The 21,246-nt window shown below is 71.5% G+C and carries 16 protein-coding genes and 1 other RNA gene; 3 read left to right on the top strand and 14 right to left on the bottom strand.

What is annotated here, in order from left to right; translation table 11 throughout:
* Positions 1–58: 58 nt before the first annotated feature.
* From ACGFNN_RS00280 to ftsE, 9 genes are all read right to left on the bottom strand, one after another.
* A complete protein-coding gene (locus ACGFNN_RS00280; RefSeq protein ID WP_393551452.1) occupies positions 59–1,390 on the bottom strand; it encodes a nitrate/nitrite transporter in 1,332 nt (443 codons plus the stop codon).
* A gap of 151 nt (positions 1,391–1,541) precedes the next feature.
* Complete coding sequence (locus ACGFNN_RS00275; RefSeq protein WP_393551450.1) at positions 1,542–2,918, bottom strand: acyltransferase; 1,377 nt, start codon at positions 2,916–2,918, stop codon at positions 1,542–1,544.
* The gene (locus ACGFNN_RS00270) at positions 2,915–5,113 is read right to left on the bottom strand and encodes a glycosyltransferase (RefSeq protein WP_393551448.1); all 2,199 of its coding nucleotides are present in this window, start codon (positions 5,111–5,113) and stop codon (positions 2,915–2,917) included. The genes ACGFNN_RS00275 and ACGFNN_RS00270 overlap by 4 nt, the downstream gene beginning before the upstream one ends.
* The gene (locus tag ACGFNN_RS00265) at positions 5,114–5,767 is read right to left on the bottom strand and encodes a hypothetical protein (protein WP_393551446.1); all 654 of its coding nucleotides are present in this window, start codon (positions 5,765–5,767) and stop codon (positions 5,114–5,116) included. It lies immediately after the preceding gene.
* Between the two features lie 413 nt (positions 5,768–6,180).
* Positions 6,181–6,567: a transfer-messenger RNA gene (ssrA, locus tag ACGFNN_RS00260) on the bottom strand.
* 109 nt (positions 6,568–6,676) lie between these two features.
* Entirely contained in the window at positions 6,677–7,165 is a 489-nt protein-coding gene (gene smpB / locus ACGFNN_RS00255) for an SsrA-binding protein SmpB (RefSeq protein ID WP_362668066.1), read from the bottom strand.
* An 18-nt stretch (positions 7,166–7,183) separates the two neighbouring features.
* The gene (locus ACGFNN_RS00250; RefSeq protein ID WP_393551444.1) at positions 7,184–8,371 is read right to left on the bottom strand and encodes a S41 family peptidase; all 1,188 of its coding nucleotides are present in this window, start codon (positions 8,369–8,371) and stop codon (positions 7,184–7,186) included.
* 68 nt (positions 8,372–8,439) lie between these two features.
* Positions 8,440–9,360, bottom strand: a complete 921-nt coding sequence (gene ftsX, locus ACGFNN_RS00245) for a permease-like cell division protein FtsX (RefSeq protein ID WP_393551442.1) — start codon at positions 9,358–9,360, stop codon at positions 8,440–8,442.
* A gap of 69 nt (positions 9,361–9,429) precedes the next feature.
* A complete protein-coding gene (gene ftsE, locus ACGFNN_RS00240; RefSeq protein ID WP_362546851.1) occupies positions 9,430–10,119 on the bottom strand; it encodes a cell division ATP-binding protein FtsE in 690 nt (229 codons plus the stop codon).
* A 259-nt stretch (positions 10,120–10,378) separates the two neighbouring features.
* Between ftsE and ACGFNN_RS00235 the strand changes: the two genes are divergently transcribed.
* Positions 10,379–10,570: a hypothetical protein gene (locus ACGFNN_RS00235; RefSeq protein ID WP_393551440.1), complete on the top strand. Its 192-nt coding sequence runs from the start codon at positions 10,379–10,381 to the stop codon at positions 10,568–10,570.
* A 132-nt stretch (positions 10,571–10,702) separates the two neighbouring features.
* On the opposite strand, the gene ACGFNN_RS00230 is transcribed toward ACGFNN_RS00235, so the two are convergent.
* The 4 genes from ACGFNN_RS00230 to ACGFNN_RS00215 all read right to left on the bottom strand — a co-directional run bounded on the left by ACGFNN_RS00230 (position 10,703) and on the right by ACGFNN_RS00215 (position 16,018).
* Positions 10,703–11,458 carry a hypothetical protein gene (locus ACGFNN_RS00230; RefSeq protein WP_393551438.1) on the bottom strand — a complete coding sequence of 252 codons (756 nt, stop codon included), beginning with the start codon at positions 11,456–11,458 and terminating at the stop codon, positions 10,703–10,705.
* 364 nt (positions 11,459–11,822) lie between these two features.
* The gene (prfB, locus tag ACGFNN_RS00225; protein WP_393551436.1) at positions 11,823–12,929 is read right to left on the bottom strand and encodes a peptide chain release factor 2; all 1,107 of its coding nucleotides are present in this window, start codon (positions 12,927–12,929) and stop codon (positions 11,823–11,825) included.
* A 69-nt stretch (positions 12,930–12,998) separates the two neighbouring features.
* Positions 12,999–14,240, bottom strand: coding sequence for a serine/threonine-protein kinase (locus ACGFNN_RS00220; protein ID WP_393551434.1), 1,242 nt, complete (start codon positions 14,238–14,240; stop codon positions 12,999–13,001).
* A 146-nt stretch (positions 14,241–14,386) separates the two neighbouring features.
* On the bottom strand, positions 14,387–16,018 hold the full coding sequence (locus ACGFNN_RS00215) for a serine/threonine-protein kinase (RefSeq protein ID WP_393551432.1): 1,632 nt from the start codon (positions 16,016–16,018) through the stop codon (positions 14,387–14,389).
* A 419-nt stretch (positions 16,019–16,437) separates the two neighbouring features.
* On the opposite strand from ACGFNN_RS00215, the gene ACGFNN_RS00210 reads away from it, so the two are divergent.
* On the top strand, positions 16,438–19,689 hold the full coding sequence (locus tag ACGFNN_RS00210) for an FHA domain-containing protein (RefSeq protein ID WP_393551430.1): 3,252 nt from the start codon (positions 16,438–16,440) through the stop codon (positions 19,687–19,689).
* Between the two features lie 31 nt (positions 19,690–19,720).
* On the opposite strand, the gene ACGFNN_RS00205 is transcribed toward ACGFNN_RS00210, so the two are convergent.
* Positions 19,721–20,626: a LysR family transcriptional regulator gene (locus ACGFNN_RS00205; RefSeq protein WP_393551428.1), complete on the bottom strand. Its 906-nt coding sequence runs from the start codon at positions 20,624–20,626 to the stop codon at positions 19,721–19,723.
* A 126-nt stretch (positions 20,627–20,752) separates the two neighbouring features.
* Between ACGFNN_RS00205 and ACGFNN_RS00200 the strand changes: the two genes are divergently transcribed.
* Positions 20,753–21,160: a VOC family protein gene (locus ACGFNN_RS00200; protein ID WP_393551426.1), complete on the top strand. Its 408-nt coding sequence runs from the start codon at positions 20,753–20,755 to the stop codon at positions 21,158–21,160.
* The last annotated feature ends 86 nt before the right edge of the window (positions 21,161–21,246 follow it).

The raw sequence follows: 21,246 nt of genomic DNA, 5'->3' as shown, positions 1-21,246 counted from the left end.
AGTCTCGGTTCTCCCGTATTTCCCGCCCGTTACGTCCTGCGACACCCTGTGTCCGTGCTCACACCTCGGCGTAGCTGAGCTGCGGCTTCGCGGCCACCTGTTCCGTACGCCGAAGGTATACCGCCCAGGTGAGGCCGAAGCAGACGGCGTAGAAGGCGAGGAAGCACCAGAAGGCCGCCGTTCCCGTACCCGAGGCCGCGAAGGACTGGCGGAACGCGAGGTTGATCGCGAGGCCGCCCAGGGCGCCGATCGCCCCGATGAGCCCCATGGAGGCTCCGGAGAGGCGTCGGCCGTAGGCGGCGGCCTCCTCGCCACGCAGTCCCTTCGCGATTCCCTGGGCGTGGAAGATGCCCGGGATCATCTTGAAGGTGGAGCCGTTGCCCAGTCCGGTCAGCACGAAGAGGGCGATGAAGCCGACGAGGAACACGGGCAGCGACTCGATGCCGGAGGCGTAGACGACGACCCCGGTCGCCGCCGCCATCGCCGCGAAGGTCCACAGGGTGATCCGCGCACCGCCGTACCGGTCGGCGAGCAGGCCGCCGGCGGGCCGGATCAGGGACCCGAGGAGGGGGCCGATGAAGGTGAGCGAGGCCGCCTGGAGCGGGGTGCGGCCGAACTGCGTCTGCAGGACGAGGCCGAAGGCGAAGCTGTAGCCGATGAACGAGCCGAAGGTGCCGATGTAGAGCACCGACATCAGCCAGGTGTGCGGTTCACGGACGGCCTGGAGCGCTGCCCCGGTGTCGTTCTGCACGGGCCGGAGGTTGTCCATCCGCGTCAGCGCGCCGAGTGCCGCCACCAGGATCAGCGGGATGTACGCCCCGAGCAGGATCCGCGGGTGGGTCGCACCGGCGGTGCCGATGACCAGCAGGCCGATGAGCTGGACGACCGGTACGCCGATGTTGCCGCCGCCGGCGTTGAGCCCGAGGGCCCAGCCCTTCTTGCGCAGCGGGAAGAAGGCGTTGATGTTGGTCATCGAGGAGGCGAAGTTGCCGCCCCCGATCCCGGTGAGCGCGGCGACGGCGAGGAAGGTGCCGTACGAGGTGCCCGGCTCCATCACCCAGAACGCGGCGATGGTCGGCACCAGGAGCGACAGCGCGCTGAAGATGGTCCAGTTGCGCCCGCCGAACAGCGCGACCGCGAAGGTGTAGGGAACCCGCGCGATGGCCCCGACCAGAGTGGCGGTGGAGATGAGGAAGAACTTCCCCGCCGGGTCGACCCCGTACTCCGGGCCCATGAAGAGGACCATCACGGACCACAGGGACCAGATGGAGAATCCGATGTGCTCCGAGAGGACGGAGAACCACAGGTTCCTGCGGGCGACCTTCTCGCCCGTCTCACGCCAGAAGGTCTCGTCCTCCGGGTCCCACTGCTCGATCCAACGACCGGCCATCACGCGCCTCCACACGGGTCGGGGTGTTGTCATGCCGACGCTAGGGAGTCCGCGTTTCGACGCGGTGCCGTGAGGTGACCGGTGCGCAACCTTGCTCTCACTCGGTGCGAGGGGGTGCGGTGAGCCCGGCTCACCGCACCCCGGGGGGCCGTCAGGCCCGGCGCCCGCGGTCCGCGCCGTTCGGCCACAGGCGGGGGCGCCGCTTGGCCGCGACGTCCTCGACCCAGCCGAACGCCATGATCGCGAGCCCTATCAGCGGCCAGACCGCTATCAGGACCAGCACCTCGTACGAGCGCTCTATGTACGTCCCGAAGGTGTCCCCGAACCACGGGACGGCCCAGAGCTGGTCCACGAGGTGGGCGGAGGCCATCAGCAGCAGGTTGTGCCAGAGGTAGATCGTCACGGCCCTGTTGTTGGCCAGCGTGACCAGGCTGTCCCACGCGGCGAACCGGCCTGGGAGCTTCTGCCAGGACGGCGAGTAGACCAGGAGGATCGCGCAGAAGCCGAGGGACCAGGTGGCCTGGGCGAGCGGGATCTCGTCCAGGTTCCAGCCCTCCGCGGTGAGGTGCCCGGAGGCCCACCACAGGCCGAAGCCCATGACGATCGCGGCGGACGAGACCGCGAGGTAGCGCGGGATCTGCTTCAGCAGGCCGTCGTGGTGGGCGAAGCCCAGGACCCAGCAGGCCCCGAACACCGCGAAGTCGACGAGGCCCTCACCGAACGTGCCGGGCACCGTCACCAGACCGGTGCCGATCACGGCGGTCAGCGCCACCGGGGCGAGCATCGTCACCCACGGCAGCCTGCGGAACGCCTTCAGCAGCAGGGGCGAGGCGAGGACGAACCAGAGGTACGCCCGGATGTACCAGAGCGGCCCCGCGGCCTGGTCCGCCCAGGACAGTTCCAGCCAGCCCCCGGCGGATCCGCTCTCCTCGGGGTAGGGCGGGGATCCCAGCGGGAGGATGTAGCTGCCCAGCTTGATGAACCACCACAGCCCCTCCTCCCGCACGGGCTTCCAGCTCAGGGCGAACATCGCCGGCACGACGATCAGGGCGAACAGCCACATCGGCGGCAGCAGCCTGCGCAGCCGTCCGCGGACGACGCTCCCGGCCGGGCGGCTCAGCGAACGCGCCATCAGCGACCCCGCCAGGGCGAACATCACGCCCATGGACGGGAAGACGACGGTCAGCCATCCCCATCCGAAGAGGTGGAAGCAGACGACCCGGACCAGCGCCACGGCCCTGAGCAGGTCGAGGTAGCGGTCCCGGCCCGGCCTGGCGGGGGACGCCGCGCCGGTGGTGGAACCGGCACCGGCACCGGTGGCCCGCCCGTCGCCGCCCGACGGGGCGGGGACGGGGGCGGCCGGGGTGCGGGGTGCGGGCGGGGCGGCGGTGTACGCGGGGGCGGCCTCGGGGAACGCCCCGCCCTGCTGGGGCGGGGGCGCCCACGTGGTGCCGGAGGACTGCCAGGAGGCGTCGTCGTGTCCGTCGTACCCGGTGTCGTACCGGCGTGTCCGGTCCTGAGATGTCATGCCACCGGCCTCCGGTCCCTGTCCGTGTCCTTGCGCCGGGTCTGGGTACCGCCGGGCGCCTCCACCACGCCGGTACGGCGCAGCTTCTGCCAGCGCAGCCGGCCGCCGGTGAGAGCGGTGATCCACGACTGGAGCAGCACGACGTACATCAGCTGCCGGTAGAGGACCTGCTGGAGCGGCAGGGAGATCAGGTGGGTCATGCGCTCCCGGTCCAGCCGGAAGGCGTAGGCGGCGCACACCGCCTGGACCAGCAGGACGCCGAACCAGGCGGCGACCGTCTTGCCGGTCGGGCCGAAGACCAGTCCGTACAGCAGGAACACGTCGATGAGCGGCGCCAGCAGCGGCGCGACCACCATGAAGAGGGAGACGAAGGGCAGTCCCACCCGGCCGAACCGGCCCGAGGGGCCCTTCTCGACGACGGCGCGGCGGTGCTTCCAGATGGCCTGCATCGTGCCGTACGACCACCGGTACCGCTGCGACCACAGCTGCTGCACCGACTCGGGTGCCTCGGTCCAGGCGCGGGCGTTCTCCGCGTAGACCACACGCCAGCCGTCGCGGTGCAGCGCCATGGTGACGTCGGTGTCCTCGGCGAGGGTGTCCTCGCTCATGCCGCCGATCCGGTCCAGCGCGTCCCGGCGGAAGGCGCCCACGGCACCGGGGATGGTGGGCATGCAGCCCAGGAGGTCGTACATGCGCCGGTCGAGGTTGAAGCCCATCACGTACTCGATGTGCTGCCACGCGCCGATCAGCGAGTCCCGGTTGCCGACCTTGGCGTTGCCCGCGACCGCGCCGACCCGGTGGTCCGCGAACGGCTGGACGAGCTCCCGCACCGTGGACGGCTCGAAGACCGTGTCACCGTCCATCATCACGACGATGTCGTAACGGGCGTTCGCGATGCCGTTGTTGAGTGCCGCGGGCTTGCCCGCGTTGCGCTGCCGCACGACGCGGACGTTGGGGATCCACATCGCCTCGACGAGGTCGGCCGTACCGTCCGTCGAGCCGTCGTCGATGACGATGACCTCGATGGGGTAGTCGCTGGCCACCAGCGAACGCACGGTGGCCTCGATGCACTCCCGCTCGTTGTACGCGGGTACGAGGACCGAGACGGGGCGGGTGAAGGGCTCACCCCAGCTGAAGTTCTTACGGCGCACCTTCCTGGCGTGCAGGAAGGACAGCAGCAGCATCAGACCGAATCGCACCATGACCAGGACACCGATGGCGGCGAGGCCGACCACCAGGACCCCGGTGATGTTCTCGGAGATCTTCACCGCCCCGATGAAGGCCTTGCCCTTCCAGAGCGCGAGGCCGGTGGCGGGGGTGTGCGCGCTGGGCGCTCCGAGCGCCGAGGTCAGGTTGGTGAAGTCGTAGCCCCGCTCCTGCATCTTCGGCAGGAACCTCCCCAGGGCGGTCACGGTCTGGGACCGGTCGCCTCCGGAGTCGTGCATCAGGATGATGGCGCCCTTGCCGTGCTTCGGCGTGGCCCGCTCGATGATCGCGTGGACTCCGGGCCGCTTCCAGTCCTCGCTGTCGGTGTTGTTCACGACGGTGAGGTAGCCGCGGCTGCCGATGTACTGCGTGACCGGCCAGGACTCGTTGTCCATGGCGTCGGAGAACGAGGAGTAGGGCGGCCGGAACAGCGACGTGCGGACGCCGGCGGCACCCGCCAGCACCAGCTGGTTCTGGGAGAGCTCCCAGTCGATGCGACTGGTGGACTGGAACGAGAGGTCGGGATGGTTGAAGGTGTGCAGCCCCACCTCGTGGCCCTCGTCGACCATCCGCTTCACCAGCGCCGGATAGCGCGAGGCCATGGTGCCCGTGACGAAGAAGACGCCGTGGGCGTGGTACTTCTTCAGCTCGTCCAGGACCCGCGGGGTCCAGACCGGGTCGGGGCCGTCGTCGAACGTCAGGACGATCTTGCGGTCAGGTATCCGGAGGGTCTTGGCGTCCTCACCCGCCTTGCGGGCGTCGATGACCGGACCGCCTTCGAGGATCTCGTCCGGCACCTGGTCGGTGGGGGCCGGAGCCTGGACGCGGTGGTCGGCGAGGATCTCGCTGTGCACGTAACCGCGCAGCATGAGCATGGCGAGCAGGGCCACAAGGAGGAGCGAGGGAAGCAGGTAGCGCATGGGAAGCCTGCGCCGGGCGGTCCGCTTCTTCTTCCGGTTGTGCCTGCCCCGTACGACGGGGGTTGTCATCTACTGAGCGCCTTCTTGTGGTTGCACCGGGGATTCCGAAGGTTCCGGGGACGCCGGAGAGGACTCCTCCACGGGCGGCTCGGGACTGGAGGTCACCGGCGGCTCGCCGGTCGTCGGCACGGTGACCGGAGGGTTCGGCGCCGGGGCGGAGGAGGAGTTCCCCCGGGCCGGCTTGCCGGCGGCCGAGGCCGAGGCGCTCGCGCCTGGCTTCGCGGAGACGGAGGCGGACGCCGTGCCCGAGGGCCGGACCGTCGCGCCGGCGGAGACCGATGCGGTGGCGCCGGGTGTCGCCCCGGGGGCTTCGGACACCACGCCGTCGCTCGGCGCGGGCCGTACCTCGACGTCCTCCGCGTGCTTCTTCTCCTCCTGGCCGGAGAGCGGAAGCCAGGGAGCGGCGGAGTTCCCGCCGAGGACGGCGACCACGAGGGTCACCGCGTACACGGCGCAGATCGCCGCGAGCACCCAGCCGACACGCCGGTACGTCTTGCTGCGGCGACCGCTCTCGTCGACGAAGACCGGACCGTCGGACGGATCCGGGGGGCCGGGTTCGACCGGTAGTTCGGACAGCTGACGCCCCAGCCCGTCCAGCTGGACGGTGACGTCGTTCGGCTCATGCGTGTGCCCTGTTCGGGTACCTTCGCGCCAATTTTCCACAGGTGTTCGCACTTCCCCCACTCAATGAGACGGGTGCGCGCGAATGGCTGGAATACAGCTGTCGGACAGGGCCCCCACCCCGGCCGGGCTTCGCTCGCCACCGTGCACCCGAGGCACTGAATGTAGCGCACGGCGGCGGCACCGACTCCGGTATCACCTGTTGTTCACCAATGGTGACGCATCGGTGACGAAACGGTGCTAGAGAGCGCCGAGTTGGCGATCCGGGGAATCCGCCCCGCGTACGGGGGAGCCGCGTCACCGACACGCACGGCGCCCGGTCGACGGAAGCCGGGAAAAGTTTTGGCCACGCCCTGCCGGAGAGCGCCCGCCCGACGCGGAACCGCGCCTGGCGGGCAAGCACACGAACGAGGACCCCGCTGCCGGTGGCAACGGGGTCCTCGTTCACATGGGAATTGTGGAGATGGCGGGAATCGAACCCGCGTCCAACGGTGCGGAACCAGGGCTTCTCCGAGTGCAGTTCGCTACGCTTTTCTCGGCCCCGGAGGTCACGCGAACAAGCCTCCGACAGGCCCAGTCACTGTTTGATTTCCTTCAGAACCCCGTGACCGGGCTCAGAAGTTTAGATCCCTTGTTGATGCCAGGATCCGGGTCGGGATCACCCCCGGGCTGACACTCCGCAGAGTCTTCGCTAGCTGCTAATTAGGCAGCAAGGGCGAAGGCGGAGGAATCGCGCTTGGAATTGGCGATTATTGGTTGCGACATATGGTTTACGAGATCATTGCCGCTTCCTCGACTCGCTTCCCCTGCTTCGACATCCGCTGTCGAAACCGATCATCCCCATGTTGATTTTTCAATGCGCGCACCCGCTGTGAGGTGCAGGGCCCATCGTACGTGAACGACGCACGCCGATGCCACTGTATTCCCGTGGGCTCCCGGGGGAGCCACGTGTCAGGCGTGGCGCTGGCGCCGGCGGGCCGCCGAGATCGCGCGGTTCGTCTCCCGCGTGTCCTGCTTCTCGCGCAGCGTCTGGCGCTTGTCGTACTCCTTCTTGCCCTTCGCGAGCGCGATCTCGACCTTGACCCGGCCGTCCTTGAAGTACAGGGCGAGCGGCACGATGGTATGGCCGGTCTCCTGGGACTTGGACTCCAGCTTGTCGATCTCCGCCCGGTGCAGGAGCAGCTTGCGCTTGCGCTTGGCGGAGTGGTTGGTCCACGTGCCCTGCGCGTACTCGGGGACGTGGATGCTGTGCAGCCACGCCTCGCCGTTGTCGATCTGGACGAAGCCGTCGACCAGCGACGCCCTGCCCATCCGCAGCGACTTGACCTCCGTGCCCATGAGCACGAGACCGCACTCGTAGGTGTCGAGCACGTGGTAGTCGTGCCGCGCCTTCTTGTTCTGGGCGATCATCTTGCGCCCGGTGTCTTTTTCCTTGGCCATAGTGCGGTCATTTTCGCACTACGACCCACCCCCGAGGCCACTCAATACCGACTCGCCCCGTCGCAGGGCCTCGGAACCCGCCCCGACGTCCGGCGTGATGCCGCTTCCCTCGACGCTGCGCCCGGCCGGCGTCCTGTAGTGCCCCACGGTCAGCTCGGCCACCGAACCGCCCGGAAGCCTGCTCGGCATCTGGACGGAGCCCTTGCCGAAGGTACGTGACCCCACGGTCACTGCCCGGCCGCGGTCCTGCAGGGCGCCGGTGAGGAGCTCGGCGGCGCTCATCGTTCCCCCGTCGACCAGGACGACCACCGGCCGCTCGGTGTCTCCGCCGGGGTCGGCGTAGAGGGCGCGCTGCTTCCCGTGCACGTCGTAGGTGGCGACGAGGCCGCCGTCGAGGAAGGCGGAGGAGGCGGTGACGGCCTCGGTGACCAGACCGCCCGAGTTGGCCCGGAGGTCCAGCAGGATGCCCGCGTCCCCGGGTGCGCGGTCGACCGCGTCACGGACCGCGGTGCCGGTGCCCCGGGTGAAGGCGGCGACCTTGATCAGTACGGCGGACGACTCGTCCCGGCCGAGGCGCCGGACGGAGACGGGGTCGGTGCTGAGCCGCGCGCGGTGCAGGGTCGTGGTCCAGGGGTGACCGCCCCGGCTCAGCCCGAGGACCACCGCGGACCCCTCGGCCGCCTTGGCGCGGTCGCCGCGCAGCAGCGCGACCACATCGGCGACCGGGCGCCCCTCGACGCGGCGGCCGTCGACGCTGTGCAGCTGATCGCCCTTGCGCACGCCCGCCCGCGCGGCGGGACTCCCGGCCCTGACCCCGGTCACGACGACCTCGCCGCGTGCCGAGCGGCGGGCGGAGATCCCCACACCGGTGTACGAGCCTCCGAGCGCCTGCTCGAGCTCCTCGTACTCCCGCTCGTCGTAGACCGCCCCCCAGCGGTCGCCGCTGCGGCTGACGACCTCCTCGGCGGCCTCGGTCCCGGACTTGCCGTCGGCCTCGGCGTCGGCGGCCGCGGTGGCGATCTCCTCGCGGTCCACGGAACCGACGGTGGAGGACACCGAACGGGCCCTTATCTCGGTGCCGCCGCTCTCGTCCCGGGGCAGGGAGCCGGTGGCGGCCGCGGTGGCGAGCACGCCCGCGAACACCAACGTCAGGGCCGCCCCGCGGCGAGAACCGCGGGGTTTCAAATGGTGCGTATGGCCCGTCATGGGGCCGAGTGTAGGACAACGCCCCGTCCGCTCACGGCCCGTTGGCCGTAAGCGCGACGGGGCGCTCGTCACACCTTCAGGTACTTGCGCAGAGCGAACAGAGCGGCAACGGCGGGCATCAGCAGGCCGATCGCCAGGACGAGCGGAAGCTTCGTCAGCACCGCCTCCCAGCCGATGAAGTCGATCAGGTTCAGCTTCTCCTGGAGCGCGAGTCCGGCGTCGATCAGGAAGTACCGGGCGGCTATCAGCAGGACGCAGGCGAGCACACCGCCGATCAGCCCCGCGAAGGCGGCCTCCATGATGAACGGGGTCTGGATGTAGAAACCGGAGGCCCCCACCAGCCGCATGATGCCCGTCTCGCGCCTCCGGCTGAACGCCGACACCCGGACGGTGTTCACGATGAGCATCAGCGCAATGACCAGCATCAGCCCCATCAGGAAGAGCGCGGCGACGTTCATGCCGTTCATCAACCCGAAGAGGTTGTCGAGGATGCTCCGCTGGTCCTGCACGGACTGCACCCCGTCACGGCCCGCGAAGGCCGTCGCGACCACCTTGTACTTCTGCGGGTCCTTCAGCTTGACCCGGAACGACTCCTGCATCTGGTCCGGCGTGATGTTCCCGGCCATCGGCGAGTCGCCGAACTGCTCCTGGTAGTGCTTGTACGCCTCGTCGACCGTCTCGAAGAGGACCGGCTTCTGCACGGCCTCCATCTTCTCGAGGTCGGCCTTGATCTCCTTCTTCTGCTCGGCCGTGACGGCGCCCTTGGCGCACTTGGGAACGTCCTTGGCGTCGTTCTTGTTGCAGAGGAAGATCGAGACGTTGACCTTGTCGTACCAGTAGGTCTTCATCGAGCTGACCTGCTCGCGCATCAGCAGCGCACCGCCGAACAGGGCGAGCGAGAGGGCGACGGAGACCACGACGGCGAAGGTCATCGTGAGGTTGCGACGAAGACCGACCCCGATCTCCGACAGGACGAACTGGGCGCGCATGGCGTCCTTTCAGTACTCGATGCTCGTGCAGAGGCGCGGAGGGCCGGCGGGCCGAGCCGCCGGGCCCTCTCAGTGCTGGTAGCCGTAGACGCCTCGTGCCTGGTCACGCACCAGACGGCCCTGCTCGAGCTCGATGACGCGCTTGCGCATCTGGTCGACGATGTTCTGGTCGTGGGTCGCCATGATCACGGTGGTGCCGGTCCGGTTGATCCGGTCCAGCAGCTTCATGATGCCCACGGAGGTCTGCGGGTCCAGGTTTCCGGTCGGCTCGTCCGCGATCAGCAGCATGGGCCGGTTGACGAACGCGCGGGCGATCGCGACACGTTGCTGCTCACCACCGGAGAGCTCACCGGGCATCCGGTCCTCCTTGCCCCCGAGCCCGACGAGGTCGAGGACCTGGGGCACCGCCTTGCGGATCTCACCGCGCGGCTTGCCGATGACCTCCTGCGCGAAGGCCACGTTCTCCGCGACGGTCTTGTTCGGCAGGAGACGGAAGTCCTGGAACACGGTGCCCAACTGGCGGCGCATCTGCGGCACCTTCCAGTTGGACAGCCGCGCGAGGTCCTTGCCGAGCACGTGGACCATGCCCGTGCTGGCGCGCTCCTCGCGGAGGATGAGCCGCATGAAGGTGGACTTGCCGGAGCCGGAGGAGCCCACCAGGAAGACGAACTCACCCTTCTCGATGTCGAGTGAGACGTCCCGGAGAGCTGGGCGGCTCTGCTTCGGGTAGGTCTTGGAGACGTTGTCGAATCGGATCACGGATGCACCACGGTCGGCCGGGGGTAGGTGAGCGTGACCATACGCGACCCGGGTGAGCGCGTGCAGTCGGCGTCCGTCAATGAGGGATTTGTGACGGAACGCGACAGGGAACGAAACGGGGCGTGCCGGACCTTGTCCGGCGGGCCGCGCCGAAATCGCCCCGAGCTGGCACAGTGGTAGAGGGAACGGTTGCGTTTCCCTGAGCGTTGTGCGGAGAGAACGTGAATTGCGGCTCCGCCGCGCGGGAGGAGGACTGCGCATGACCTATGACCGACTGGTGTGCGCGAACTGCGCGGCGCCCGTGAGTGAGGGCCGCTGCCATGTCTGCCGTGCGAGCCGGGAGCGCATGCAGGAGCAGGGCATGTTCGCGGGGCTCAGCCCGGCGATGCTGATAGCTCTGATGGTGGTCCTGGTGGCCGCCCTGGCCCTGCTCGCGCACCAGGCCGTCTGAGCCGGGAGCGATTCCCCGGGCTCAGCATGCCCCGAGGCGTGCGCGTACGGCCGCTTGAGCGGTCCGGACGCGGTAAGGGCCCGGGAAGGCCATGAAGGCTCTCCCGGGCCCTTCAGCGTGCGCTCAGAGGCGTCAGGCCGCCGTGCGGCCGCCGCCCGCCAGGCGCGGCAGGATGCGGAAGCCGATGCCGCCCGCGATCATCGTGGCGGCGCCGAGCAGCAGGAACGTGGTCTCGGCCGCACCGGTCTCGGCGAGCTCGTCCTTGCCCTTGCCCTGCTCGACCGGCTGGTTGCCGACACTGTCCGTGTCGGTGTTGTCGTCGGTGTCGGGGTAGGACGGGTCCTCGCCGCCACCCGTGGAGCCCGTGCCGCCCGTGGACCCACCGTCGGTCGCACCACCATCGGTCGAACCACCGTCGGTGCCGCCGTCGGTCGCACCACCATCGGTGCCACCGTCCGTCGCGCCGCCGTCGGTCGCACCACCATCCGTGGCACCGCCGTCAGTCGCACCACCATCCGTGGCACCGCCGTCAGTCGCACCACCATCCGTGGCACCGCCGTCAGTCGCACCACCGTCAGTGGCACCGCCGTCAGTCGCACCACCATCCGTCGTGCCACCGTCGGTCGTACCGCCGCTGTCGACGCCGCCGGCACCGCTGTCACCGCCGCCGTCCACACCACCGGCACCACTGTCACCGCCGCCGAGCAGGCCGCCGAGGACGTCGTCGCCGGACTGGCTCTTGCTGCTGCTGGAATCGGCGGAGTCCACACCGAAACCGAGGTTCAGGCCGGACGCCTGGGCCGCACCCGCGGCCGTCAGCGAGGCACCCGCTGCGATAACCGCGCCGGCGGCTATCCGCGCGACGCGGATCCGCGTCTTCTTCGTCATCTGTTGCTACCCCCAGTAGCTGTCTCGTCGATGGAGCAGCCATATGCGGTCCTCGGCCCTGCGGGGGCATGCGCGGTCGCACGTCTCGCAGGGCCACGCATCACCGTGGTCATCCCGCCCCCCGTTCACACCTGTCCCAGACATACGTGTGCTGCCCTAGCACCCTGTCCAGAGACACCGACCACGTCAAGGACGTTCCAGCGGTATTCGCGCCGCTATGGGCGTTCTTGACGGCTATTCGGAATCACGACTGTGACGCATTCGCCACACATTCCCCCCAACTCCCCTGTTGCCGACCCACGGTGGGAAGCCGAAGGCCCGGACAGGAAATCCTGTCCGGGCCTTCGGAAGCCTGCCGCGAGTACTACTTCTCGCTCTGCTTGCGCCAGCGGATACCCGCCTCGATGAAACCGTCGATCTCTCCGCCGAAGACCGCCTCGGGATTGCCGAGTTCGAACTCCGTGCGCAGGTCCTTGACCATCTGGTACGGGTGCAGGACGTACGAACGCATCTGGTTGCCCCAGGAGTTGCCGCCGTCGCCCTTGAGCGCGTTCATCTTGGCCTGCTCCTCCTGACGGCGGCGCTCGAGGAGCTTCGCCTGGAGGACATTCATCGCGGACGCCTTGTTCTGGATCTGCGAGCGCTCGTTCTGGCAGGAGACGACGATGCCGGTCGGCAGGTGGGTCAGGCGCACCGCGGAGTCGGTGGTGTTGACGCCCTGGCCGCCGGGACCCGAGGAGCGGTACACGTCCACCCGGAGCTCCGACTCGTCGATCTCGACGTGGTCGGTCTGCTCGACGACCGGCAGCACCTCGACACCCGCGAAGGAGGTCTGGCGCCGGCCCTGGTTGTCGAACGGGGAGATGCGCACCAGGCGGTGCGTGCCCTGCTCCACGGAGAGGGTGCCGTAGGCGTACGGGACCTCGACGGCGAAGGTGGTCGACTTGATGCCGGCCTCCTCCGCGTACGCCGTCTCGTAGACCTCGGTCTTGTAGTTGTGCCGCTCGGCCCAGCGGAGGTACATGCGCTGGAGCTTCTCGGCGAAGTCCGCCGCGTCGACGCCGCCGGCCTCGGCCCGGATGGTCACCAGGGCCTCACGCGCGTCGTACTCGCCGGAGAGGAGGGTGCGGACCTCCATCTCGTCGAGGGCCTTGCGGACGGATTCGAGCTCCGTCTCGGCCTCGGCCATCGTGTCGGCATCGCCCTCGTCCTCGGCGAGCTCGAAGAGGACTCCGAGATCGTCGATACGGCTCCGCAGGGCCTCGGCCTTGCGGACCTCCGCCTGGAGGTGCGAAAGCTTGCTGGTGATCTTCTGTGCCGCCTCCGGGTCGTCCCAGAGGGACGGGGCCGCCGCCTGCTCCTCGAGCGCGGCGATGTCGGCCCTCAGCGCATCGAGGTCCAGGACGGCCTCGATCGACCCCATGGTCGAGGAGAGGGACTTCAGCTCTTCGGAAATATCGACGACTGCCACGGGTCCAGCGTAACGGCTGGACGAGTGAACCTGTCCCTCCCCCGGTCCGCGGCTCGCGCCGGGCAGCCCTCAGGGGGCCGTCGGCGCCGAGTTCCGGGTGTCCTCGGGGGCCTGGCCCGGGTCGTCGCCGCTCGCGGCGAACCAGCCGCCCACCCCTATCGCCGCGCACAGCGCGACCGCCGCCACGCCCAGCGTGACCCTGCGCTTACGCACGGCCGCCGACCGGTTCCGCGCCGAGCCCGGACGCGGGCGGCCCGGGGCCCGGGGAGCCCGTGCCGTGCCGAGGGCACCGCCGGAGAGCTCGTCGGGGGCGGGGACGCGCATGCTCGTGTGGGTGTCCCGGTTGGAGTCCGGAGCCGCCCCCGGCACCAGCGGGACCGCGCCGCGGCGGCGGGGCTCCTCCTCGGGGGCGAGGCCGTACTGCCGCTCGTCGTAGCCCTGCGGTTCGTCTCCGCCGCCCGGCTCGTCGACGTCGAGCGGAGGTATCCCGGCCAGGAGCGGCAGCAGCTCCCGCAGGCGGGCCGCGAGCTCGGAGGCGCGGAGTCTGGAGGCCGGGGCCTTGGCCAGGCACTGCACCAGGAGCTGCCAGAGCTCCTCGGGGATGCCGGGGAGCGGGACGACCGTCTCGGTGACGTGGCGGCGCAGCACCGCGCCGGGGTGGCCGCCGCCGAACGGGGTGAAGCCCGCGAGCAGCTCGTAGAGGACGGTCGCGAGGGCGTAGATGTCCACGGCGGCGCGCGGGGGAAGCCCCTCGACGATCTCGGGGGCCAGGTAGTCCGGCGTACCGATGATCTTGGTGGTCCTGGTGCGCCGGGGGGTGTCGATCAGCTTGGCGACGCCGAAGTCGGTGAGGAGTGCGGGATGCGATCCGCCCGGGCCGAGCGGGCCCTCCATGTCGAGCAGGATGTTCTCCGGCTTGACGTCGCGGTGGACCACTCCGGCCCGGTGCGCGGCGGCCAGGCCGTCGGCGACGTCCGCGACGATCGCCACGGCGGCCTCCGGCGCGAGACGGCGCTCACGGTCGAGACGGGTGCGCAGGTCGGTGCCCCGTACGAGGTCCATCACGAGCGCCAGGTCGGTGCCGTCCACCACGAGGTCGCGCACGGCGACGACATGTGCGTGGCCGAGCCCGAGCAGCGCGGTGCGTTCCTGCACGAAGCGGCCCACGAGCTCCTGGTCGGACGCGAGGTCCTCGCGGAGCAGCTTGATGGCGACCGGGCCCTCCGGCCCCTCTCCGAGCCACACCGTGCCGGCGCTGCCGCGCCCCAGGATCTGGTGGGCGGTGTACCGGCTGCCGATATTCCGTGCCAAGACTGCTCCCTCAGCGGCTGGCGTTGACCCCCGGTCGACAAAGTTACGCGGCGAACGGGGTGCTGCGTGCCCCGGACGGTGCCAACCTGCGCTTCCGCGGGCGAATTGGGCCCGTGGAAGTCGACAAAGAAACAGAGTTGAGGTCGTTACTGACCGGTCGTGCCGCCCGAACCGCTGCCGCCGAGGTCCTCGAACCAGCCGGTGACCTTGTCGATGCCGTCCCCTATGGCGTCCCAGAAGCTCTGCCCCTGGGCGATCCAGTCCTGAAGCGGCGTCAGTTCCCAGACGAGCCAGGCCGCGACGATCAGGAGCACCACGGAGAAGAGGCAGCCCTTGAGGCACCCGAGGCCCGGGATGCGCATCGGGTTGGCGCTGCGCTGCCTGGGCTGGCGGGGTGCCGGCGCCTGGGGCGGGGGCTGCTGCGGAGGCGCGTACTGCTGGCGCTGCGGCGGCTGCTGGGGCCGCTGCTGCTGCGGCTGGTAGCGCTGGGGCTGCTGCTGCGGCGGGTACTGCTGGGCACGCTGCTGCTGCGGCTGCTGCCGCGGAGGCTGCTGACGGTCCTGCTGCGGCTGCTGGCGCTGGGGGCGGCGGCGCAGCGGGTCCTGGCTGGGGTCGAGGTACTGGACCTGCGTCTGCTCGTTGCGGTCACGCGCCGCCCGGAGCTGGGACTGCCAGGGGTGCGGCTCGTCCGGACGGGGCTGGCCGGACGGCACGGGCGGCATCATCGCGGTCGGGTCGGCCTGGCCGCCCCCGCCGGGGGTCTGCCGCATCACGCTGGTCGGGGCCGCGGGGTCGTACGAGCCCGCGTTGCTCGGCAGGACCTGCGTCGGGTCGGCCGCGCCCGGGGTGTCGGGGACGGCGGCGGGCGCCGGGTCGGGCGCGAGCAGGGCGCCCACGCCCTCGGCCGCCGCGATCTGCGCGGAGTTCGCGTGCACGCCGATGCCGGAGCCGACCGTACGCAGGGCCCGGGCGAGGTTGACCGCGCTGGGCCGCTGGTCGGGGTCCTTGCGCAGGCAGCGCTCGATGACCGTCCAGAGGGGTTCGGGGACGTTGCCGGGGCGCCTGGGCTCCTCGCTGAGGTGCCGGTGCAGGACCTCGAGCGCGGTGCCCCCCGCGAAGGGCGGGCGGCCCGTGACAAGCTCGTACAGCAGGATGCCCGCGCCGTAGACGTCCACGGCGGAGGTCTGCGGGCGGCCCTCGGCGGACTCGGGCGCCACGTACGCGGGCGTGCCGACGAACTCGTGGGTCCGGGTCAGGCCCGGGGAGTCCGCCAGCCGCGCGATGCCGAAGTCGGTGAGCATCGGGCGCATCTCGCCGTTGCGCTCGTCCAGGAGCACGTTGGCGGGCTTGAGATCACGGTGCACGACCCCGTCGGCGTGGCTCGCGGCCAGCGCGTCGGCGATCTGCGCGGTGAGCAGCGACGCGGCGACCGGGCTGAGCGGACCGTTCTCACGGAGGTACCGGTGCAGATCGGGACCGTCGATCAGGTCCATCACCAGGGCGAGGAGATCCCCCTCGACGACCAGGTCCCGGGTGCGGACGATGTTCGCGTGGGTGAGCCGCAGCAGCACGGAGCGCTCGCGCAGGAACCGCATCACGACGTCCGCGTCGTTGGCGAGCTCCTCCTTGAGCACCTTGATCGCGACGGTCTCGCCGGGCTGCCCGGCGACGGCCGCCTCGGCGCCCGCGGTCTCCCGCTGGCGGGCTCGCCAGACGGTGCCCGTGGCGCCGCGTCCGAGCGGCTCCTCGAGCAGGTACTTGCTGCCGACTGGCCGCACGTCACGCGCTCCCTGCTGATCGTTGTGCTCGCGGTCCCCCGGGGCCCGCCGGATGTTCCGGCCCACTCTAGTGCCGCCGTACGGGGCACCGGCCGGGTCGTCCCGGGACCTTCTGCCCCGTGTTCGCCGGAAGACGTCACCACGGAAGAGTTGGTTGCCGAACGAGTGTGCAGCACTCTCGCGACAGGACCAAGCAGGCACTTATGCACGCACACTCGGCCAATCAAGATCACTTGGCGGCCACCGCCGGGCGTGTTGTCAGCGGCAGGTGCGAGGATGCCTGGAGCACGGAACCGTGGGGTCGGGAGCCTCACGCTCCGTGATGACCTGTACGGGACGACGCGTCCGTGCCGGGTGGGGGGAATCACAGGGCATTTCCCCTGCCGGGCACCCCCGCGCAGAAGGGACCGCTGACGGCGATGCAGATCCGGCTGACCGTCCTCGCGCCGCGTAGCGGCCAGACCCCGGCGCGCGGCTGTGACGTGCTCGTGACCGCCCCCGCGGGGACGGCCCTCGCGGCCGTGGCCTCGGGCCTCGCCGCGGCCGTCTCGGGCCCCGAGGGCTCCCAGGGCACCGGGGCCACCGTGCTGTACGCGGGGCGCGAGCGGCTCGACCCGCAGCGCTGCGCCCTCGGCGAGCCGCCCCTGGTGGACGGCGCGGTGCTCTCCCTCCAGGTGCCGGGCGAGGACGAGGCGGTGGACGACGCCGTCCCCGCGCAGCTGCACGTGGTCGCGGGACCGGATGCCGGCGGGGTCCATCTGCTGCACGGCGGCCGGATCAGGATCGGGCGGTCCGCCGAGGCGGACGTACCCCTCGACGATCCCGACGTGTCCCGGCTGCACTGCGCGGTGACGGTCGCCGACGACGGCCGGGTGTCCGTCACCGACCTGGGCTCCACCAACGGCACCTCGCTGGACGGCGAGGACGTCCACGACCGGCCGGTCAGGCTCGGGCCGGGCGCCCTGCTGCGGCTCGGGGAGTCCACGCTCCGGCTCGCGCACGGCACCCGCACGCCCCCGCTGGCGACCACGCCCGACGGCGAGGGACATCTGCGGGTCGCGCGCGCGGAGGCGTCCGGCCTCCCCGCCGGCGACCAGCAGCACCGCCCCGCACCCGGCGCGTACGACGGTCCGGCCGGCCATGACCCGCTCCAGGAGGGCGGCACCGACCCGCGGGCCACGCACGGACGGGGCCACGCCTTCCTGCCCGGCGAGCCTCCCAGACGCGGCGGCATAGGCGCCTGGGCGAGGCGGCTGGCCGGCAGCAGGGGGGAGCAGCCGTCCGGGGCCGCGACGGACCCCGGCGCGATGCGCGAGCCGGATCGCGCCCCCTCCGCGCCTCCGCACACCTCGTCCGCCCCGGCGGGGACCTGGCCGGACCCCGCGACCGTGCTCCTGACGGCCCTCGGCCCCGGCCCCCGCCTGTGGGAGCGCGACGCCTCGCACCCCGAGGCCCTGGTGGTCCGGCTCGGGACGACGGAGCGGGCCGGACTGCCCGCGGTGCCCGTGACCGTGGGGCTGCGGGAGGCCGGGGCACTCGGTCTCGCCGGCCCCCGGGACCGGCTGTCCGGGCTCGCCCGCTCGACGGTGGCCCAGCTCGCCGCGCTGCACTCACCCTTCGGCCTGGAGATCGTCCTGATCAGCGCGGACCGGGCCCGGAGCCCGGAGGAGCGCCGTCGGGAGTGGTCCTGGCTCGGCTGGCTGCCCCATCTGCGGCCCCTGCACGGACAGGACTGCCGTCTGCTCCTCGCGTTCGACCGTGATCAGGCCGCCGCCCGCGCCGCCGAGCTGACGCGGCGCATGGACGACGGCCCGCTGGGCCCCGGCTGGGCCAGTGCCGACCGGACCTCGGTGGCCGAGGCCGCCGGGCACCACACCGGCCCCAGGACCGTGGTGATCGTCGACGGCGATCCCGGCTCCGCCGCGCTGCGCGAGACCACGGCCGCCCTGGCGGGGGCCGGAGCGGCCGCGGGGATCCACCTGATCTGCCTGGCCGAGACCCCGGCCGCCTCCCCCACCTCCCCGGTCGACGCGACGTACGACGCCGCGTGCCGGGCCTCGATCGCCTTCCGCGAGTGCGGCGCGGTCGCGATGCTCAGCGGGGACGTGGCGACCGCCCTGCGGCTGCTGCGGACGGCGGGTGGCCGGACCGCGGGCCATGGCTCCGTCGCCTCGGTGGACGCCGTCTCCGCTCCCTGGGCCGAACGGTTCGGCCGTGCCCTCGCACCCCTTCGCGACGAAGGGGCGACTGCGCTGTCCGGCCGTCCCGTGGCGGCCGCCCTTCCGCCGTCCGCCCGCCTGCTGGACGAGCTGGGCCTCGCCAGGGCCACCCCGGCCTCGCTGATGGCCCGCTGGGCCTCCACCGCCGAGGAGCAGCCGGGGGCGACGGTGCGCGCGCCCGCGCCCGGAGCCGCCGACCTGGACACGACGAGCTCGGGGCGCACCCTCAACACCGGGCCCCGGATCGGCGCGCCCCGCGACTCACCGGACGCCGGGCACACTCCTGCCCCGGGCGGCGGACCGACCAACTCCGGCTCGGGGAGCTCCGGGTACGCCCCCGGCAACACACCCCGTATCGGGGCGCAGCGGCGGGAAGCTCCGGCGGAGCCGGGGGCCGGAGGAGCGTCCGGCGGTCACTCGGGACGGCCCGTGATCGTGCTCGGCGCGGGTCCCAGGGGCCCGCTCTCCGTCGATCTGGCCGAAGAGGGGCCGCACCTGCTGATCGAGGGGCCCGCGGGCAGCGGCCGCACGGAGCTGCTGCGCGCCGTGGCCGCCTCGCTGGCCTCCGCCGCGCGCCCCGACCGGCTCGGCATCCTCCTCGTGGACGGGGCGGGCGGCGAGCACGGGGAGCGGGGCGACGGGCTGCGTCCCTGTACGGAGCTGCCGCACGTCTTCTCCCACCTGGTGGCCTCCGATCCCGTCCGGATGCGGGAGTTCGCCCAGGCGCTGGGCGGCGAGCTGAAGCGCCGCGCGGAGCTGCTGGGCACGCTCGACTTCGCCGAATGGCACGCGCGCCACGAGGAGTCGGCGGTGCTGACCGGCCGGCGCCCGGTGAGCGCCGCCGAGCAGCGCGGCGACATCGAGTCGCCCGCGAGCGGCACCCTGCGGCTGCGGCCCGCCTCGGCGCGGCAGCCGGATCCCGGCCCCTCGCCCCTCCCCAGACTCGTCGTCCTGGCCGACGACTTCGACGCCCTGGTGGCCCCCGCGCTCGGCAGCCCCGGCCGCCCCTCGGCGGGTTCGGTCGTCAGGGTGCTGGAGGCCGTGGCCAGGGAGGGCGGGCGCCTGGGGGTCCATCTGGTGGCCTCCTCCGCCCGTCCGGACCGCACCGAGGACACCGAGCTCGCCCGGGGGGCGAGGCTGCGGATCGTGCTCGACCCGCCCGTCGTCCCCCCGTCGCCGGACGAGCCGGCACCGGGCCGCGGGCGGCTGGGGCATCCGGACGGCCGGGTGACGCCGTTCCAGGGCGGCAGGGTCACCGGCCGCATCCCGCGTACGGCGACCCTGCGCCCCACCGTCGTACCGCTGGAGTGGGAGCGGATGGGTGATCCTCCGGCCCGCCGTCCGGTCCGCGAGCTGGGCAACGGGCCGACGGACCTGGCGTTGCTGGCCAGTGCTCTGGAGCGGGCGGCGCGTTCGGTCAACGCGGAGCCGCTCCCGCCGCTGATCCCCTGAACCTCGGGCCGGGCGGGTCCGCACCGCCCCGTCAGGAGGGGTGGGACGTCTCCTGGGCCCGTGCGGTCTCCAGGGCGGTCTCGACGAACGCGCGCACCTTGGCGGTGTTGCCCGTCGCCGACCAGAGGAAGCCGTACTCCACCGGCGGGGCGTCGCTGAACGGGACATAGGCGAGGTCGGGGCGCGAGTAGTAGTCCGCGGCGCGTGCGCAGGTGGGGGACACGCCCTTGCCCGCGGCCACGAGGGCGAGGATCTCCTGCCAGGCGGCCCCCGCGGGCCCGCGCGGGATCACCCTGCCGCGGGGGGTACGCCGGGGGTAGTGCAGGTCGATGAAGTACGAGGGCTGATCGGTGATGGCGATCAGCGGTGTGTCGGCTAGGTCCTCCAGGGAGACGCTCTCCCGCCGGGCGAACGGATGGTTCGCGGGGACCACCAGGGCCCTGGGTTCGGTGAAGACAACGGGGCCTTTGACGAGGTCGGGTTCGTCGATCGGCATCTCGAGGAGGGTGAGGTCGAGCGTTCCCTGCCGCAACCGACGCACCGGGTCGGCGAGTTGCAGATCGGTGAGTTCGATCAGGCACTGGGGGTGGCGGGAGCGGAAGGTGTCGGCGGCCGCCACGACGAGACTGCCGCACCAGGCCGAGGAATAGCCGATCCTGAGCTCACCGGTGAGGGCCCGCCCCGCCTCGGCCGCCGTGGAGAGCGCGTCCTGGATCTGCCGGTAGCCCGCCGCGAGCCCGTCCCTCAGCTCGGCACCGATCGGGGTGAGCTGGACGCTCCGGCTGGTGCGTCTGAACAGCTCCGCGCCGATGGCGCGCTCCTGCTTCTTGATGGCCTGGCTGACCCGCGCCGGTGTGACGTGCAGACGCTCCGCCGTCCGGCCGAAGTGCAGCTCCTCCGCCAGGGCCAGGAAGATCTCTATCTCCCGCAGCTCCACGCCCGCCCCCCGCCGATCCGTGAACCTCTGGGTTAACCGTCCCTGCACGATACGTCGTTGATCTGGGCATTCCCAGTGCCGATGCTTGTCCTGACGGCAGCCGAACGAGCGGAAGGGGCACGGAACATGAACATCATCGCGTCGGCGGTGCTGCTGGCCGTCGACGATCCCGGTGCGTCGAGCCGGTTCTTCACCACACATCTGGGATTCAGGGAGGTCCTGGTGGCCGAGGGGGTCGTCCACCTCTCGCGCGACGACGCGGCCACCGACCTGGTGGTCCTGCGACGCGGGACCGAAGCCGGGTCTCCCTCCGATTCGGGTACGGAGGGGCAGCAGCCCGCCGCCCGCGCCGAGGGAGCGGTGTCCTTCACGGTCACCGGCCTCGCCGCCGAGCACGAGCGGCTCCGGCGGGAGGGCGCCCGGATCACGACTCCCCTGCGCCAGGAGCCCTGGGGCGAGCAGGTGCTGCGGCTCACCGATCCGAACGGTGTGGTGATCCAGCTCGTCGAATGGATTCCCCCTTCGGGCGCCTGACGGCCGGCGGGCAGCTCCGCCCGCCCCGGACGCCACCACGCACGTTCACGACCAGCGAGACGCAGCCCGGCACCCAGTTCCCCGGG

This window comes from Streptomyces sp. NPDC048590 (assembly GCF_043199535.1).
In the GTDB taxonomy this organism is placed as follows: Bacteria; Actinomycetota; Actinomycetes; order Streptomycetales; family Streptomycetaceae; genus Streptomyces.
Note: the sequence above shows the minus strand (reverse complement) of the source record. Positions and strands in the feature narration are given on the sequence as shown.

Coding starts and splice junctions, on each gene's coding strand:
- smpB (WP_362668066.1), bottom strand. CDS start 7,165: ATGGCCAAGGAAAAAGACACCGGGCGCAAGATGATCGCCCAGAACAAG.
- ACGFNN_RS00250 (WP_393551444.1), bottom strand. CDS start 8,371: ATGACGGGCCATACGCACCATTTGAAACCCCGCGGTTCTCGCCGCGGG.
- ACGFNN_RS00235 (WP_393551440.1), top strand. CDS start 10,379: ATGACCTATGACCGACTGGTGTGCGCGAACTGCGCGGCGCCCGTGAGT.
- ACGFNN_RS00275 (WP_393551450.1), bottom strand. CDS start 2,918: ATGACATCTCAGGACCGGACACGCCGGTACGACACCGGGTACGACGGA.
- ACGFNN_RS00210 (WP_393551430.1), top strand. CDS start 16,438: ATGCAGATCCGGCTGACCGTCCTCGCGCCGCGTAGCGGCCAGACCCCG.
- ACGFNN_RS00270 (WP_393551448.1), bottom strand. CDS start 5,113: ATGACAACCCCCGTCGTACGGGGCAGGCACAACCGGAAGAAGAAGCGG.
- ACGFNN_RS00230 (WP_393551438.1), bottom strand. CDS start 11,458: ATGACGAAGAAGACGCGGATCCGCGTCGCGCGGATAGCCGCCGGCGCG.
- ACGFNN_RS00200 (WP_393551426.1), top strand. CDS start 20,753: ATGAACATCATCGCGTCGGCGGTGCTGCTGGCCGTCGACGATCCCGGT.
- ACGFNN_RS00280 (WP_393551452.1), bottom strand. CDS start 1,390: ATGGCCGGTCGTTGGATCGAGCAGTGGGACCCGGAGGACGAGACCTTC.
- ftsX (WP_393551442.1), bottom strand. CDS start 9,360: ATGCGCGCCCAGTTCGTCCTGTCGGAGATCGGGGTCGGTCTTCGTCGC.